Genomic DNA, 15007 nt, shown 5'->3' with positions numbered 1-15007 from the left:
GAAAGCAACCTTTACCGGCGCGATGATAATCGCCCCGGTAATGATCAACCGGATTTGGCGCCGAGCCGGCATGGCAGCGAAATGAGCGAGACACAGGTACTGAAGCAGAACGAGCGAGCAGAACGAAGGATCAGCGTGACCGTCGCAGCCCGTTTGCGCCGCCTGGCACCGCTCCTTGTCGCCGCGGCGATGCTGAACAGCTGTCAGACCGTGATGGATCAGTCGTATCAGCCGAGCGTCTCGCCCTCGGCCAATCCGCAGATCGTTTCCGAGGTCCAGAAGAACGACCCGCGCGCGCAGATGGGCGCTCGCGAGCATCCAAGAATTCTCGCCAGCTACGGCGGCGAATACAAGGACGCCAAGACCGAACGTCTCGTGGCCCGCATCGCCGGCGCCTTGACCAGCGTTTCGGAAAACCCGCAGCAGTCCTATCGCATCACCATTCTCAATTCGCCGTCGATCAACGCCTTCGCGCTGCCGGGCGGCTATCTCTATGTGACGCGCGGCCTGCTGGCGCTTGCCAATGACGCCTCGGAAGTCGCAGCCGTTCTGGCGCACGAAATGGCGCATGTGACGGCCAATCACGGCATCGAGCGGCAGAAGCGCGAGGAAGCCGAGGTCATCGCCAGCCGCGTCGTCGCCGAAGTGCTGTCGAGCGATATTGCCGGCAAGCAGGCGCTTGCCCGCGGCAAACTGCGCCTTGCCGCCTTCTCGCGCCAGCAGGAACTGCAGGCAGACGAAATCGGCATCCGCACGCTCGGCCAGGCCGGCTACGACCCCTATGCGGCAGCCCGCTTCCTGAATGCCATGGAAGACTACAGCCGCTTCATGACGGCCAATTCCGATGTCGACCAGAGCCTGGACTTCCTGTCGAGCCATCCGAGCACCCCGCAGCGCATCGACCTTGCCAAGGCGCATGCGCGCGAATTCGGCGAGGAAGGCAAGGTCGGCGACACCGGCCGCGACTATTACCTGAACGGCATCGACGGCCTGCTCTATGGCGACAGCCCGGAGGAAGGCTATGTGCGCGGCCAGACCTTCCTGCATGGCGGCCTTGGCATCCGCTTCAACGTACCCGAAGATTTCCGCATCGACAACAAGGTCGAAGCCGTCATGGCGACCGGTCCCGGCGACATAGCCATCCGTTTCGACGGCGTTGCCGACACCCAGAACCAGAACCTGACGAACTATATTTCCAGCGGCTGGGTGACCGGCCTCGATCCGTCGTCGATCAAGTCGATCACCGTCAACGGCATGCCGGCCGCGACTGCGCGCGCCTCAGCCGATCGCTGGGATTTCGACGTCACCGTCATCCGCGACCGCACGCAGATCTTCCGTTTCCTGACGGCGGTTCCGAAGGGAAATATTGCCCAGCTCGATCAGACGGCCAATGTGCTGCGGGCAAGCTTCCGCCACATGACGCCGGATGAGGCCGCTTCGCTGAAGCCGCTGCGCGTGCGCGTCGTCACCGTCAAGCCCGGCGACACCATCACCACGCTCGCAGCCCGCATGATGGGCACCGACCGCAAGCTCGACCTGTTCAAGCTGATCAATGCCCTGCCCACCGGCGCGAGCATTGCACCGGGCGACAAGGTCAAGATTATCGCGGAATAGATAAGGGCCGGATCACCTTCTCCCGGTCGGGAGAAGGTCTCTGTCAGGCGTAGCTTGCCATGCGTGGATCTGCATCCACCAGCGCGCTGCGCAGCTTGTCCATCGCCCGGCTTTCGATCTGACGCACGCGCTCCTTGGAAATGCCGAGATCGGCACCAAGTTCCTCCAGCGTCGCCCCGTCTTCGACGAGACGGCGCGCCCGGATGATCTTCATTTCGCGTTCGTTGAGATGTTTCAGCGCCGATGCGAGCCAGATGCGACGGCGTTCGCCATCGATCATGTCCGAGACCTGTTCGTCCGGAAGCGGCTCGCTGCTGATGAGGAAATCGATGCGTTCCGCACTTTCGGAATCGCCTGAAATCGACGGCGCCTGCAGCGAGGTGTCGCTGCCGGAAAGGCGCGCATCCATAGTCTGCACGTCGGCAAGGCTGACGCCGAGCGTCACGGCAATTTCCTCATGGATGGATTGAACGGTCACGCTGGAATTGCTGCGGGCAAGCTTGGCGCGCAGGCGGCGAAGATTGAAGAACAGCGCCTTCTGCGCCGAGCTCGTGCCACCGCGCACGATCGACCAGTTGCGCAGGATGTAATCCTGGATCGAAGCGCGAATCCACCAGCTGGCATAGGTCGAGAAGCGCACTTCCCTCTCCGGCTCGAAGCGGGCAGCGGCCTCCAGCAGGCCCACATAACCTTCCTGCACGAGGTCACTCATCGGCAGTCCGAAATTGCGAAACTTGCCGGCCATCGAAATGACAAGGCGCATATGGGCGGTCGCGATTTTGTTGCGGGCGCCGCGATCGTCGTGATCCTTCCACCGTATGGCGAGATCATGTTCTTCATCGCGATCGAGATAAGGTGCAGCCATGGCGAGTTTGATCATGCGCCGATCTGCAGACATATTCGTCATACGCATCTCCTAGGTTCGGCCCCAGATCGTCTTTAAGCCGCGGTCGACAAAAAGGGGCAGCAGGCATGGTTTCCGAACATCGCTGTTCGGATGAAAATCAATGAATGAAATGCAAAATTGGAGACCGATTCTCCGGCTCGCCGGATTATCGATGACTAGTCTAGTTCGATCTCATCAGACTGATCAGATGATTGAAGCATCTTCAGATCACCGGGGGGCTTCGAATGAAAACGCATAGGCCGGTCCTCGTGAATGGCAATAAAACGGCCCGCCCAGACACCTCTCCTGCAGGAGAGAACCCACACCGACCGCCAACACGAGCTTAAAACGCGGCAGAAGGAAAAAGGTTCCAAAGAAAAAAACCCGGCACGAGGGCCGGGTTTTTGGAGGCTGTATGTGCCGTTTGTCTTATGCGGCTTCGTCCTGGGAATCGTCTTCCTCGATAGCCTTGCCGCGCTTCGGACCCTTGTTGAGGTTGGTCTCGACGAGACGAACGGCTTCGGTTTCCGACATCTTGTTGACGGCGGCAATTTCGCGCGCCATGCGATCGAGCGCAGCTTCATAGAGCTGGCGTTCGGAATAGGACTGTTCCGGCTGGTTCTCGGCGCGATAGAGATCGCGAACCACTTCGGCGATGGAGATCAGGTCACCGGAATTGATCTTGGCATCATATTCCTGAGCGCGACGCGACCACATGGTACGCTTCACGCGGGCTTTGCCCTGCACGACCTTCAACGCACGCTCGACGAAATCGGTCTCGGAAAGCTTGCGCATGCCAATGCTCATGGCCTTGGCCACCGGCACCTTCAAACGCATCTTGTCTTTCTCGAAATCGATCACGAACAGCTCGAGCTTCATGCCTGCGACTTCTTGCTCTTCGATCGCGGTGATCGTCCCGACGCCATGAGCCGGATAAACAATCGCTTCACCAGTCTTGAAGCCGTGCCGTGCTGCTGAAGGTTTTTTCTGCTGGGTCGTCATTCTTTTCAAAAACTCCCTGTTACGCGCCCGGTTGGGCCGGGGGCCGGGTCAGTCAGGCCCGGATGAGACGGAAGCACCGTCGGGGTAGCGTCATCCTGGTCCAGCCAGACTTATGCAAAAAGAAACCCACCCATCGCGATTTCAGCCCCGACAACACAAAACGTTGATATGTCAAGGAAACCGCGTACGGATTGGTGATTTGCTTTCGTGATGGTTTTAGGCACGCGAAATGCCGCTGTGGATCAGTATGAGGAACCTATCACAAAAATCTGAGGAAATCAATAATTTGCTTCACGCGCGCCAAAGAGGCCCCGTTGACCGCTTGGCGGCCTCACGATAACGATTCGCTCCGTGCGATATCGACTACACCTTTCCAGGTGGCCTGTCACGGCCGTCGATCAATCGCCAGCGCCGGGATTTGTCGAGAAATACTTCTCGAGTTTGCCCTGTTCGCCATCCATTTCCTTGGCTTCCGGCAGCGGATCGCGCTTGACGGTGATATTCGGCCAGATGGATGCATATTCGGCATTGAGCTTCAGCCACTTGTCGAGACCCGGCTCCGTATCGGGCTTGATGGCCTCGGCAGGACATTCGGGTTCACAGACGCCGCAATCGATGCATTCGTCAGGATGAATGACGAGGAAATTCTCGCCCTCATAGAAGCAATCAACGGGGCAGACTTCCACGCAATCGGTATATTTGCAACGGATGCAATTGTCGGTCACGACATATGTCATGAAGCACTCCAGGAATGTCTCTAGCTTCCGCGGCTGCGCAACCTGGAACGTCGCACCCTTCCACGGTGCCGAACGAACAGACGAATGCGCCATGCGCAAACGCGCCGTCCAGCTGGTTACCGGCAGGTATCGACTTTGTCCGCCAATTTCAAGGACAAACAATCTGGAAAACCGCCCGCGACGGGCAGAGTTTTCTAATCCTCGTCCGAGGTCAACCGATCGATTGCACGCCGGTCACGTTTCGTCGGCCTGCCGCTGCCCGGCGCCCGCAACGCCTGCTCGAAGGCGGTGAGGCGTTTTGTCTCATCCGGCGGCGGGGTCAAATCCTCGTAAAGCAGCTTGGCTTCCTCGAAAGGTCCCCTGCGCTCACCGGTGGAGCGCACGACGAGGATCACATCGCGACGCTCGAGAGAAAGCTCTATCCGGTCTCCGACCTTGATGCCGTGGCTCGGCTGCGAGACCCGTTCGCCATTCACCCGCACGCTGCCGTTCTGCACATAGACTTGCGCCAGCGAGCGGGATTTCACCATGCGGGCAAAGAAGAGCCATTTGTCGATGCGCTGGCGCGAACCGGAAAATGGCTGCTTCTCGTCCTTCATGGCCTACTTCTTCATCTGCTCCTTGAGAGCAGCCAGCTTTGCGAATGGAGAATCCGGATCGATCGGCTTTTCCTTGCGTGGCGGCTTGGCTTCGAAACGAAGCGGCTGCGGCGCGCCGCGATTGTTCCGGTCGTTCCGATTGTTGCGGTCATTGCGGTCGCCGCGTTCCTGACGGTCGTTGCGTTCGCCACGGCCGCCTTGATTCTGCGGACGGCCACCATCGCGATTATTGCCGCGCGGTCCCTTGTCGCCGGCGCCACGGGCATCGCGCCCGTCACGACGACCCTCGCGATTGCCCTCGCCGCTTGCTTGCTGCTGCTCGCCATTGCGGCGATTGCCATTCTGGGCACGGCCTTCGCCCTGCTGTCCGCGGCGATCGCCGTGGCCACGGCCGCCTTGACGCTGCTGCTGATCGCTGCGACCGCCAAGACGCCAGAGCAGAACCGGCTTCGGCTCCACGGCTTCGGCAGCTTCAACTGCAACAGCTTCCGTTTCGCCAGCCTCGGCAGTTGCCTCCGCAACCGGCTCGGCCGATACAGCGGCAACCGGAGCGGCTTCCTGCGCAACGGCTTCGGCTTCCTTGGCCGGTTCTTCGCCGGCGGAGGAGTCGGCGTCGTCATGATCGACCTTTTCCGCGGTGGCATCCGCAGCCGGCGCTGCCGGTGCGGCAAGTGCATCCTGCTGCGCAAGATGGGCAGCAGCCTCTTCGGCCTTCACGGCATCGGCGCGATAGCCGAGACCCTTCAGGATCTCTTCCATGTCTTCCAGCGTGGCGCCGAGGATAGAAAGCATCGCCGTCGTCGTGGTGAAGCGGCGGCCGTCATAGGCACCTTCAGGGCGCGAAGCCTGGCCGGGCTTCCACTGCAGCAGCGGACGGATGAGGTCCGCCAGGCGTTCGAGAATATCGATGCGCACGGCGCGCTTGCCGAGGAAGCGGAAGCCGGCGAGCTTGTAGAACGTGCGCTCATAGCTCGGATCGGTGACAACGGACGTGCGTCCAGCGGCCAGCACGGGAATGAGATCGCCGTAGCCGGGCTTGTCGAGGCCATCATTCTTCAATGCCCAGAGCAGGCTGATGAGCTCGGCCGGAGCCGGCTTCAAAAGCGCGGGGACGAAAATATGATAGGCGCCGAAGCGAATACCGTAGCGGCGCATCGAGGCGCGCGCATCCTGATCCAGCGACTTCACCTCTTCGGTGACGTCGCGGCGGAACAGAACGCCCAGATTTTCGACCAGCTGGAAAGCCAGGCCCTTGGCAAGACCCTGCAGATCCTCGGCGCGCGACAGATCGTCGAGCGGCTTCAGGATGGTGCTGATATGATGATTGACGAAGCGCTCGATGCGAGCCGCGACATGATCGCGCGCATTGCCCGACAACTGCTCGTCGGCAAGCAGGATGACGCGCGGCCGCATGATATGATCGCTGCCCGACAGGCGCGCCACGGGATCGCCGAGCCAGCGCACCATACCGTCGGCGCTGATCGCAAGATCGCTATTGCCGGCTGCATGCATGCGCGCAGCACGTGCCTCAAACTCCAGCGCAAGCGCCTTCAGCGAGGCTGCCTGGACAGCCTTGCCGTCCGGCCCCTCGGTTCCCGAGATAGGCGTGAACCGGAATCCGGTCAACTGTCCCACATGATGCCCCTCAACGAAGACATCCCCATTCACACTGATTTCAGCTTCCAGCATTGCATTCTCTCTCAGGCGCTTCATGAGCACAGATGTCCTGCGATCAACAAAGCGTTTCGTCAACCGTTCATGTAACGCATCGGACAATCGATCCTCGATTTCCCGCGTCTTTTCTTGCCAGTGTGTCGGATCGGCAAGCCAGCCGGGCCGATTCGACACATAGGTCCAAGTCCTTATCTGCGCGATTCGCGCCGAAAGCGTGTCGATCTCACCATCCGTCCGATCGGCGCGGTGCACCTGTTCGGCAAGGAAGTCCTCCTTCACCGTGCCATAGCGCACAAGATCGGAAAAGAGGGTAGCAATGAGATCGGCATGCTGGGCAGGCGTAATGCGCCGATAGTCCGGAAGCGCGCAGGCTTCCCATAATTTTTCAACCCGGGCCGGGTTGTTGGCAAGATCGACAATCTCCAGATCGCGTGACAGATATTCCAACGCCTGCTGGTCTACCGCAGGCAGCGCCCGCGTCAAGCCCTGCACGCGTGGCGCGTCTTCAAGACTGGTGCGAAGCGCGGCGATCGAGGAGAAATCAAAGCCCTTGGTGCGCCACTGCAACACCTTGACCGTGTCGAACTCATGGCCTTCGATCCGGCGCACCAGCTCGTCGTCGAACGGATCCACCTGGCCCGTCACGCCGAATGTGCCGTCCTTGAGGTGACGGCCGGCGCGGCCGGCAATCTGGCCGAGCTCTCCCGGATTGAGATTGCGGAACTGATAGCCGTCGAATTTGCGATCCTGGGCAAAGGCGACATGATCGACATCGAGATTGAGACCCATACCGATGGCATCGGTCGCGACCAGATATTCGACATCGCCGGCCTGATAGAGCGCGACCTGTGCATTGCGGGTACGCGGGCTGAGCGCGCCCAGCACGACGGCAGCTCCGCCACGCTGGCGGCGGATGAGCTCGGCAATCGCATAGACCTCGTCGGCGGAAAAGGCGACGATTGCCGTGCGCTGCGGCAGGCGCGTGATTTTCTTCTGACCTGCGTAGAAGAGATGCGAAAGCCTTGGCCGCTCGAGAACGGTAATGCCGGGCAGAAGTTGCTCGAGGATAGGCCGCATCGTACCGGCGCCAAGCAGCAGCGTCTCGTCCCGGCCGCGCAGATGCAGGATCCGGTCGGTGAAAATATGACCGCGCTCGAGATTGCCGGCCAGCTGCACTTCATCGATGGCGACGAAGGAGGCGCGTGTCTCGCGCGGCATCGCCTCGACGGTGCAGACGGAAAAACGGGCATTGGGCGGCGAAATCTTTTCCTCGCCCGTGACAAGCGCCACATGCTGCGCCCCGACCTTGTCGACGACACGCGTATAGACCTCGCGCGCGAGCAGCCGCAGCGGCAGGCCGATAACGCCGCTGCCGTGCGCCACCATACGCTCGATGGCATAATGGGTCTTGCCGGTATTGGTTGGTCCGAGCACAGCGGTTACGCCGCGTCCGCTCAGGATCATTGGCTGCGAGATGTGAGTCATAGGTCCGTGCATAAGCGAGAAACCACCGTCTTCCGATCAGCAAGCTTCTCCGGGAAGAAGGAAGAGATGACGACCATATGTGACAAAGGCAAGACCTGAATGAAAAAACAGCATCGCCAACGGTCGCTTTTACGATTTGCCGTTTCAACCAAAAGCTTCATTGCCCCTACATCCCATACGAGTCCAAGCGATTCCGGAACAGCCTGAGAACGAATCGGCGACGAATCGCTGACTCTCAGTGGTTCCCTGTATGTTCACTACTACATATGGATTTGGAATCAAAGAATCCCACCAGATACTGAATCGCATTTTTCCTGTCTTTTCCACGCGAAAGAGAGTCAAGCAGCGAATCCGCAGCGGGCGTCACGCCCGGTAATTTTATGGTTAATTATTTGTAAATATTTCGCTTTTTTGAAGGTAACCGCCCGCACTTTGGAAATGAAGCAAAGCCTCAACGAATGAGCGAGGAATCGCTGGATTCAACCGATTCCCCCTTCGTTCTTCACAACATATAGCGATTCTCGACCGAAAATACTTCGGACTCGGAGGAGTTGAGGCAGTGAATCGCGCCCGAATCTTGGATTGCAGGGGGCATTCGCCGGGTTCAAATAGGATAAATCGACAAATACAATCAAAGAGTGTATCCGTTAACACCTCGATCAAAGCCGGAACGAATCGGAGACGAATCGGCGATTCCCGCATGTATCCGATTTGTTCACGGCTACATATGGTGCTCTACCATCGATGCATCCCGATATGGAGAGCCGAACAGGGCAGCAAAACTTCCTTCAACTCCCCCGCATTAACGCATTGAGCCAACGAAACACCACTTCGCCGCGATACGCCGGTAGCATAGCCGCCACGCAGAACGGCTTCCCGCCCTGCCTTGGCGGCCGTGAATGTTAACCAAAGTCCAAATGCAGAACGAATCGCTGACGAAACATCGACATCGGTTCTTTCCCGTTTCGTTCACCGCAACCCGTTGTATTTTAATGAAATTTTAACCATACAAATATGTCCCGGATCATCGATATGTCAGCCGGTTTGCGCTCTCGCGTTAACATTTCGCCGGTCACCGAAAGATCGGCTTTCCGCATTTTTATTTCTTAGCCGGAACAATTTTCGGCGAAACAAGTTTCTACGATCAGAAATGCAAGGAACTCCGCTCGTTCGCATCGAACAGATTAAGGCGGAGGCGCTGGAGCATATATCCGGACGCGGCAACGCTGCCGGGGATATTCCGGCGACGGACATGGAGGAGACACATAATGCTTGGTACGGTATTACTCGTGATACTGATTCTGCTGCTGGTCGGCGCGTTTCCGAGCTGGGGTTACAGCCGGTCTTGGGGCTACGGTCCGTCGGGCGGTCTCGGGCTTGTTCTCGTCATTGTCCTCATTCTGCTATTGATGGGGCGGATCTGATCCGCAGATGATTACTGAAAACCTCACAACACCAGGGAGCTAACATCATGAAGAAGATCATCGTCGCGATTGCCCTCGTCGGCGCGCTGGCGTCTTGCACATCCACCGAAAAAGGCACCGCAATCGGCGCCGGTACCGGCGCCCTGATCGGCGGCGTTGCCACGCACAGCTGGGGTGGCGCGGCAGTCGGCGCAGTCGCCGGCGGCCTCGTCGGCAACCTTATCGGTCGCTCGGAAGATCGCCGCGGCTATTGCATCTATCGCGACCGCTACGGCAATCGCTATGAGGCTCGTTGCCGCTAACACCGATGTCTCATGACCGATCGGCCTAACGGTCGGTCATGACCTTCAGGCTCTGCGCGCCGGACGATAATTCCAGAGAGACAATGGTCTTCTCGCAGCCAAAGGCTGCGGGAAGAAAGCAGTGTTTTGAGAAAGGAACGGCATCATGGCCGCAATCATCGCAAGCATTGCAGCGATCGTGCTCGTCGGCACCACCTTTTACGCGCTCGCCTACGCCGCGAGATCCCGCTTCAGGCAAAAGCGGCGAATGACGGTGGAAGCCGTCATCCTGGAGTTCAAGCCACGACAACGGCAGTCGGCCGGTTCAAGCCACGGATGATTGCCGGGCTGACCCGGCAATCCCCAACATCAACAGGACGATTGGCTCAGGCGAAGAACTGCCCGCCATTGGCCGATATCGTCGACCCCGTGATGAAACCGGCATCGTCGCCGGCGAGGAAGACCGCGATGCGGGCGATTTCCTCCGGCTCGCCTAGGCGTCCCACGGGAATTTGCGGAATGATCCGCTCGTTAAGCACCTTTTCCGGCACCGCCAGCACCATTTCCGTACCGATATAGCCGGGGCAAATGGCGTTGACCGTGATGTTCTTGGCTGCCCCTTCCTGTGCAAGCGCCTTGGTAAAGCCGAGGTCTCCGGCCTTGGCGGCGGAATAGTTTGCCTGCCCCATCTGCCCCTTCTGACCATTGATCGAGGAGATGTTGACGACACGGCCGAAGCTGCGGTCGCGCATGCCCTGCCAGACATGATGCGTCATGTTGAACAGGCCGGTGAGATTGGTGTTGATGACTTCGTGCCATTGCTGCGGCGTCATCTTGTGGAACATGGCGTCACGGGTAATGCCGGCATTGTTGATCAGGACGTCGACATGGCCGAGATCATGCTCGACCTTGGCGATGCCCTTGCCGCAAGCCTCGTAGTCGGTCACGTCCCATTTGTAGACGGCGATGCCGGTGACCTCATGGAAAGCGCGCGCCTTTTCCTCATTACCGGCATAAGTCGCCGCCACCTTGTAGCCCGCATTACGGAACGCCATCGAAATCGCTGCTCCGATGCCGCGCGTACCCCCGGTTACCAATGCCACTCTGCTCATGTGCCACTCCCCTTTGTTGCTACGGAGGCGGGACGACCGATCGTCAGGTCGCCCGCTCCGCCTTCATCACTTCTTCTGGAAAACCCTGCTCAAAACGCGTCAGAGCGCCTCAAGGCACATGGCAACGCCCATGCCGCCGCCGATGCACAGCGTCGCCAGACCCTTGCGGGCGCCACGGCGCTTCATTTCGAACAGCAGCGTGTTGAGGATACGCGCGCCGGAAGCGCCGATCGGATGGCCGATGGCGATCGCACCGCCATTGACGTTGACGATCGACGTATCCCAGCCGAGGTCCTTGTTGACGGCGCACGCCTGAGCGGCGAAGGCTTCATTGGCCTCGACAAGATCGAGATCGCTTACCGACCAGCCTGCCTTTTCCAATGCCTTGCGGGACGCCGGGATCGGGCCAGTGCCCATGATCTGCGGATCGACGCCGGCGGTCGCCCAGGAGGCGATACGGGCGAGCGGCTGGATGCCGCGGCGCGAGGCTTCGGCTTCAGTCATCAGCAGCGCCGCGGCGGCGCCATCGTTCAGGCCCGACGCGTTACCGGCAGTCACGGTGCCTTCCTTGTCGAAGGCCGGCCGGAGCTTGACCATGCCGTCCAGCGTCGCACCGTGACGGATATATTCGTCGGCATCGACGATGACGTCGCCCTTGCGCGACTGAATGGTGAAGGGAACGATCTCATCCTTGAAACGCCCGGCCTTCTGCGCGGCCTCGGCCTTGTTCTGCGAGGAAACGGCAAACTGGTCCTGGTCCTCACGCGAGAGCTGCCACTGGCGCGCGACATTTTCGGCCGTGATGCCCATGTGATAGCCGTGGAAGGCATCCATCAGGCCGTCCTTGATCATGGTGTCGACCATTTTCATGTCGCCCATCTTGGTGCCGGCGCGAAGGTGGGCGGCATGCGGGGCCATCGACATGGATTCCTGGCCGCCGGCGACGATGATCCTTGCGTCTCCCGACGCGATCTGCTGCATGCCGAGTGCTACGGCGCGAAGGCCAGAGCCGCAAAGCTGGTTGACAGCCCAGGCGGTCGCTTCCTGCGGAATACCGGCCTTCATCGCGGCCTGACGGGCAGGATTCTGCCCTTCGCCTGCCTGCAGAACCTGGCCGAGGATCACTTCGTCGACTTCCTTGGCATCGACGCCTGCACGCTCCAGCACGCCCTTGATGGCAGCTGCGCCGAGCTCATGAGCGGGAACGGTCGCAAACGCGCCGTTGAAGGAGCCGACGGCGGTACGAGCCGCGCTGGCGACGACGATGGATGAACTGCTCATGGAAGCCTCCTCATAAAATGAACGTGTATATGAGGCGAAACTGTCAAAGCTTTGCGCCGGAGTCAAACAGCAAGAATTTCCCCCGCGCAGATTTCACGAAGCCGTCATTGCCTGCAGGAAATGCAATCAAAGGAAAGGGCTTGCCGCATCGCACAAAGCGATTGTCACCATGCTTCTTTTGCGTCTACACTCGGGGGTGGAGGAATATTCCATACAATCAGACGGGGCCAGGAGACTGATAATGGCAAAGAATGAGGGCCAGATCGTAATCAAGAAATATGCCAATCGCCGCCTATACAACACTGGCACCAGCACATACGTGACGCTGGACGACTTGGCGGAGATGGTCAAGAAGGGTGAGGAGTTTACCGTCCAGGACGCCAAGAGCGGCGAGGATATTACGCATTCGGTCCTGACGCAGATCATTTTCGAACAGGAATCGAAGACCGGCAACACGCTATTGCCGATTCCCTTTCTCCGGCAGCTGATCGGCTTTTACGGCGATCAGATGCAGATGGTCGTACCGAGTTTTCTCGAACATTCCATGCGTGCCTTCACCGAGCAGCAGGTGCAGATGCGCGAGCAGATGAACCGGGCCTTCGGCGAGACGCCGCTCGGCAAGAATCTGCAGCTGCCGATCCAGATGGTCGAGGAACAGGTTCGCCGCAACACCGAGATGTTCCAGCAGGCGATGCAGATGTTTTCGCCCTTCATGAAGCCGCCGGCAAAGGAAAGCCGCAAGGCCGAGGCCAAGGATATCGACGAACTCAAGGAACAGCTCCGCGCCATGCAGAGCAAGCTGGATAGCCTTTGAGATAAGGCAGCCTTGAATTTGCGGAGAGTGTTCACCCCCCTCTGTCACTAACGTGACATCTCCCCCACAAGGGGGGAGATTGGTGGCTCGCAGGCGCCCTTTACCTCAATCGAATATCGAATCCGCTGAAAGTACAGCCTATTGCATCACGGGTAACGAGCCGCAAACTCCCAACGATCTCCCCCCTTGTGGGGGAGATGTCACGAAAGTGACAGAGGGGGGTATCAAAGGTGCGGCACACGAACAGGCCGCTTTTCACCCACCATAAGACCCCATCGAAACAAAAAAGGCCGGCGAACCGCCAGCCTTTTTTATTCATGCCATCAAGGCAGCGCAGAAATTATGCGCTTTCCTTCGGCGTCAGAACCTGACGGCCGCGATACATGCCGGTCTTCAGGTCGATGTGATGCGGGCGACGCAGTTCGCCGGAGTTCTTGTCTTCAACATAGGTCGAAGCCTTCAGCGCATCAGCCGAACGGCGCATACCGCGCTTGGACGGGCTTGTTTTTCTCTTCGGTACAGCCATTTTCGTTACTCCACTTTGCGGACGAAACATATCAGCGGCCAGCCAGGCGGCCGAAACAGACATGCATCAATTTCGGAATTTGGCCGGGCTTGTACATGACTTATCGGGCTTTGACCAGTCCCTCTCAGCATTTTTTGCCTGCCGCGCCCGATTCAACCCTATCAGGATCGAATCAGCGGGTCACGCCTCGTCCTCCGGCACGATCCATGTTTCCTTCAGCGCGGCCTCCTCCCATTTCCTCCAGGCAGGCGACGCTTTCATCACGTCCATATAGTCCCGCGTGTCGGCGGATACAGGAATGTCGTACCGCTCGAAGCGGCTGACGACCGGAGCATACATCGCATCAGCCCCGGAAAAGGCCCCGAACAGAAAAGGACCGCCGGAACGCGAGCGCGCTTCACGCCAGATCGTCTCGATGCGCGCCACGTCATTCATGAGGCCATCGGACAGATCGGGACGGCTCACCGGACGCCGCATGTTCATCGGGCAGGTGTTGCGCAGGGCGTGGAAACCCGAAAGTATCTCCATGCTGTAGGATCGCGCCAGCGCCCGCGACTGCCGATCGTCAGGCAGAAGCCCGGCGTCGGGAAAGAGTTCGGCCGCATATTCGATGATGGCAAGCGATTCCCACACCTTGAAGCCACCATGCACCAGCATCGGCACCCTTCCCGTCGGCGAAACCGCGCGAATATTGGGATTGCCGGCCGGAAAATCGAAGGGGATCAGGACTTCATCGAAGGCGATGCCGCAGCCCTCGAGCGCGATCCATGGCCGAAACGACCAGGAGGAATAGTTCTTGTTGCCGATGTAGAGGGTTAGCTTGTCCATGATCCCTATTCCCTTGTTAGCTCCCGAATTCGAAGACGCGCAGTTCCTCGAAATGGTTCATGTCCTCGAACGAGCAGAAGGCCGGCGGCCGCAGTTCCAGAACGGGTACTTCGGCGCGCAACTCGGCCGCTACATCGTCCAACATCGCTTGCCAGCGCGGCAGCGCCTCGTCCGCGAGACGCTCGATGACATAAGTGAAGGTGATGTGAAAGGCATAGGTTTCGTGATCGGGGTGGCGATAGCCAAGGAGATCGGCCAGCGAATTGCGCCATTCCCGCATGGTCTCGCGGTCCGCCTCGGTCGCGCCCTCGACCAGAAGGCCGCTGGGCCGCGCCTTTATCACCGCCACCTTGAACGGATCGCGCATGGAGAAGGCCTTCAGGCGTTCGCCCATGATGCCGGTCATCTCGTCGATCGGCGTATCGAGCGCCAGATCCGCAGGCCAGAAAGGCCGCGTGCGCCGATATTCGATGATCCCCTGGAACAGGGTCATATGCAGGCTGGAGACCGGCGTGAAGGCGAATTGCCGGGCTTCCGGCATCGCCAGGTACTTCTGCCGCGCCGAGACCACCGCACGCTGCGTCTGCGAGCCCTCAGGCAGATGGCAGACGACCGTGTTGCCGGGCTCGGGCTGGAAGATGCCGGAGAGATCGTAGCGCGTGCCGAGATGGCGCGGGGGCTGCGGATGCAGGCTCTTGGCATATTGCAGCAATTCGGGGGAAAAGGCGGAGAAGTCCATGGCAT

The 15007-nt window shown here is 59.5% G+C and carries 15 protein-coding genes; 5 read left to right on the top strand and 10 right to left on the bottom strand.

What is annotated here, in order from left to right; genetic code table 11:
• The first annotated feature begins 189 nt into the window (after positions 1 to 189).
• Positions 190 to 1614, top strand: coding sequence for a M48 family metalloprotease (locus A6U86_RS09920; protein WP_068390122.1), 1425 nt, complete (start codon positions 190 to 192; stop codon positions 1612 to 1614).
• A gap of 43 nt (positions 1615 to 1657) precedes the next feature.
• On the opposite strand, the gene A6U86_RS09915 is transcribed toward A6U86_RS09920, so the two are convergent.
• From A6U86_RS09915 to A6U86_RS09895, 5 genes are all read right to left on the bottom strand, one after another.
• Positions 1658 to 2521 carry an RNA polymerase factor sigma-32 gene (locus tag A6U86_RS09915; protein ID WP_068389889.1) on the bottom strand — a complete coding sequence of 288 codons (864 nt, stop codon included), beginning with the start codon at positions 2519 to 2521 and terminating at the stop codon, positions 1658 to 1660.
• Between the two features lie 408 nt (positions 2522 to 2929).
• On the bottom strand, positions 2930 to 3502 hold the full coding sequence (locus A6U86_RS09910) for a CarD family transcriptional regulator (protein WP_068389886.1): 573 nt from the start codon (positions 3500 to 3502) through the stop codon (positions 2930 to 2932).
• Positions 3503 to 3900: 398 nt separating this feature from the next.
• Positions 3901 to 4239: a ferredoxin FdxA gene (gene fdxA, locus A6U86_RS09905; RefSeq protein ID WP_068389883.1), complete on the bottom strand. Its 339-nt coding sequence runs from the start codon at positions 4237 to 4239 to the stop codon at positions 3901 to 3903.
• Between the two features lie 194 nt (positions 4240 to 4433).
• A complete protein-coding gene (locus A6U86_RS09900; protein WP_068389880.1) occupies positions 4434 to 4838 on the bottom strand; it encodes an RNA-binding S4 domain-containing protein in 405 nt (134 codons plus the stop codon).
• Between the two features lie 3 nt (positions 4839 to 4841).
• Positions 4842 to 7997, bottom strand: coding sequence for a helicase-related protein (locus A6U86_RS09895; RefSeq protein WP_083196778.1), 3156 nt, complete (start codon positions 7995 to 7997; stop codon positions 4842 to 4844).
• A 1268-nt stretch (positions 7998 to 9265) separates the two neighbouring features.
• Between A6U86_RS09895 and A6U86_RS09890 the strand changes: the two genes are divergently transcribed.
• From A6U86_RS09890 to A6U86_RS35590, 3 genes are all read left to right on the top strand, one after another.
• A complete protein-coding gene (locus tag A6U86_RS09890; protein WP_068389874.1) occupies positions 9266 to 9421 on the top strand; it encodes a DUF3309 family protein in 156 nt (51 codons plus the stop codon).
• Positions 9422 to 9468: 47 nt separating this feature from the next.
• Positions 9469 to 9723: a YMGG-like glycine zipper-containing protein gene (locus A6U86_RS09885; RefSeq protein WP_068389871.1), complete on the top strand. Its 255-nt coding sequence runs from the start codon at positions 9469 to 9471 to the stop codon at positions 9721 to 9723.
• Positions 9724 to 9868: 145 nt separating this feature from the next.
• Positions 9869 to 10042 carry a hypothetical protein gene (locus tag A6U86_RS35590; protein WP_198929040.1) on the top strand — a complete coding sequence of 58 codons (174 nt, stop codon included), beginning with the start codon at positions 9869 to 9871 and terminating at the stop codon, positions 10040 to 10042.
• Between the two features lie 46 nt (positions 10043 to 10088).
• On the opposite strand, the gene phbB is transcribed toward A6U86_RS35590, so the two are convergent.
• A complete protein-coding gene (gene phbB, locus A6U86_RS09880) occupies positions 10089 to 10814 on the bottom strand; it encodes an acetoacetyl-CoA reductase (protein ID WP_068389868.1) in 726 nt (241 codons plus the stop codon).
• 99 nt (positions 10815 to 10913) lie between these two features.
• Positions 10914 to 12095 (bottom strand): acetyl-CoA C-acetyltransferase, encoded by a 1182-nt coding sequence (locus A6U86_RS09875; RefSeq protein WP_068389865.1) that lies wholly within the window; start codon positions 12093 to 12095, stop codon positions 10914 to 10916.
• Between the two features lie 241 nt (positions 12096 to 12336).
• Between A6U86_RS09875 and phaR the strand changes: the two genes are divergently transcribed.
• The gene (gene phaR, locus A6U86_RS09870; RefSeq protein ID WP_068389863.1) at positions 12337 to 12909 is read left to right on the top strand and encodes a polyhydroxyalkanoate synthesis repressor PhaR; all 573 of its coding nucleotides are present in this window, start codon (positions 12337 to 12339) and stop codon (positions 12907 to 12909) included.
• Positions 12910 to 13249: 340 nt separating this feature from the next.
• On the opposite strand, the gene rpmF is transcribed toward phaR, so the two are convergent.
• From rpmF to A6U86_RS09855, 3 genes are all read right to left on the bottom strand, one after another.
• Complete coding sequence (rpmF, locus tag A6U86_RS09865; RefSeq protein WP_006724402.1) at positions 13250 to 13435, bottom strand: 50S ribosomal protein L32; 186 nt, start codon at positions 13433 to 13435, stop codon at positions 13250 to 13252.
• 180 nt (positions 13436 to 13615) lie between these two features.
• Positions 13616 to 14263, bottom strand: a complete 648-nt coding sequence (locus A6U86_RS09860; RefSeq protein WP_068389860.1) for a glutathione S-transferase family protein — start codon at positions 14261 to 14263, stop codon at positions 13616 to 13618.
• A 16-nt stretch (positions 14264 to 14279) separates the two neighbouring features.
• Positions 14280 to 15002 carry a DUF1868 domain-containing protein gene (locus tag A6U86_RS09855; RefSeq protein ID WP_068390119.1) on the bottom strand — a complete coding sequence of 241 codons (723 nt, stop codon included), beginning with the start codon at positions 15000 to 15002 and terminating at the stop codon, positions 14280 to 14282.
• Positions 15003 to 15007: the final 5 nt, after the last annotated feature.

Origin of the sequence: Rhizobium sp. AC27/96 (assembly GCF_001692325.1) — a bacterium.
Taxonomy (GTDB): Bacteria; Pseudomonadota; Alphaproteobacteria; order Rhizobiales; family Rhizobiaceae; genus Rhizobium.
This window is presented reverse-complemented; position numbering and strand designations above follow the sequence as displayed.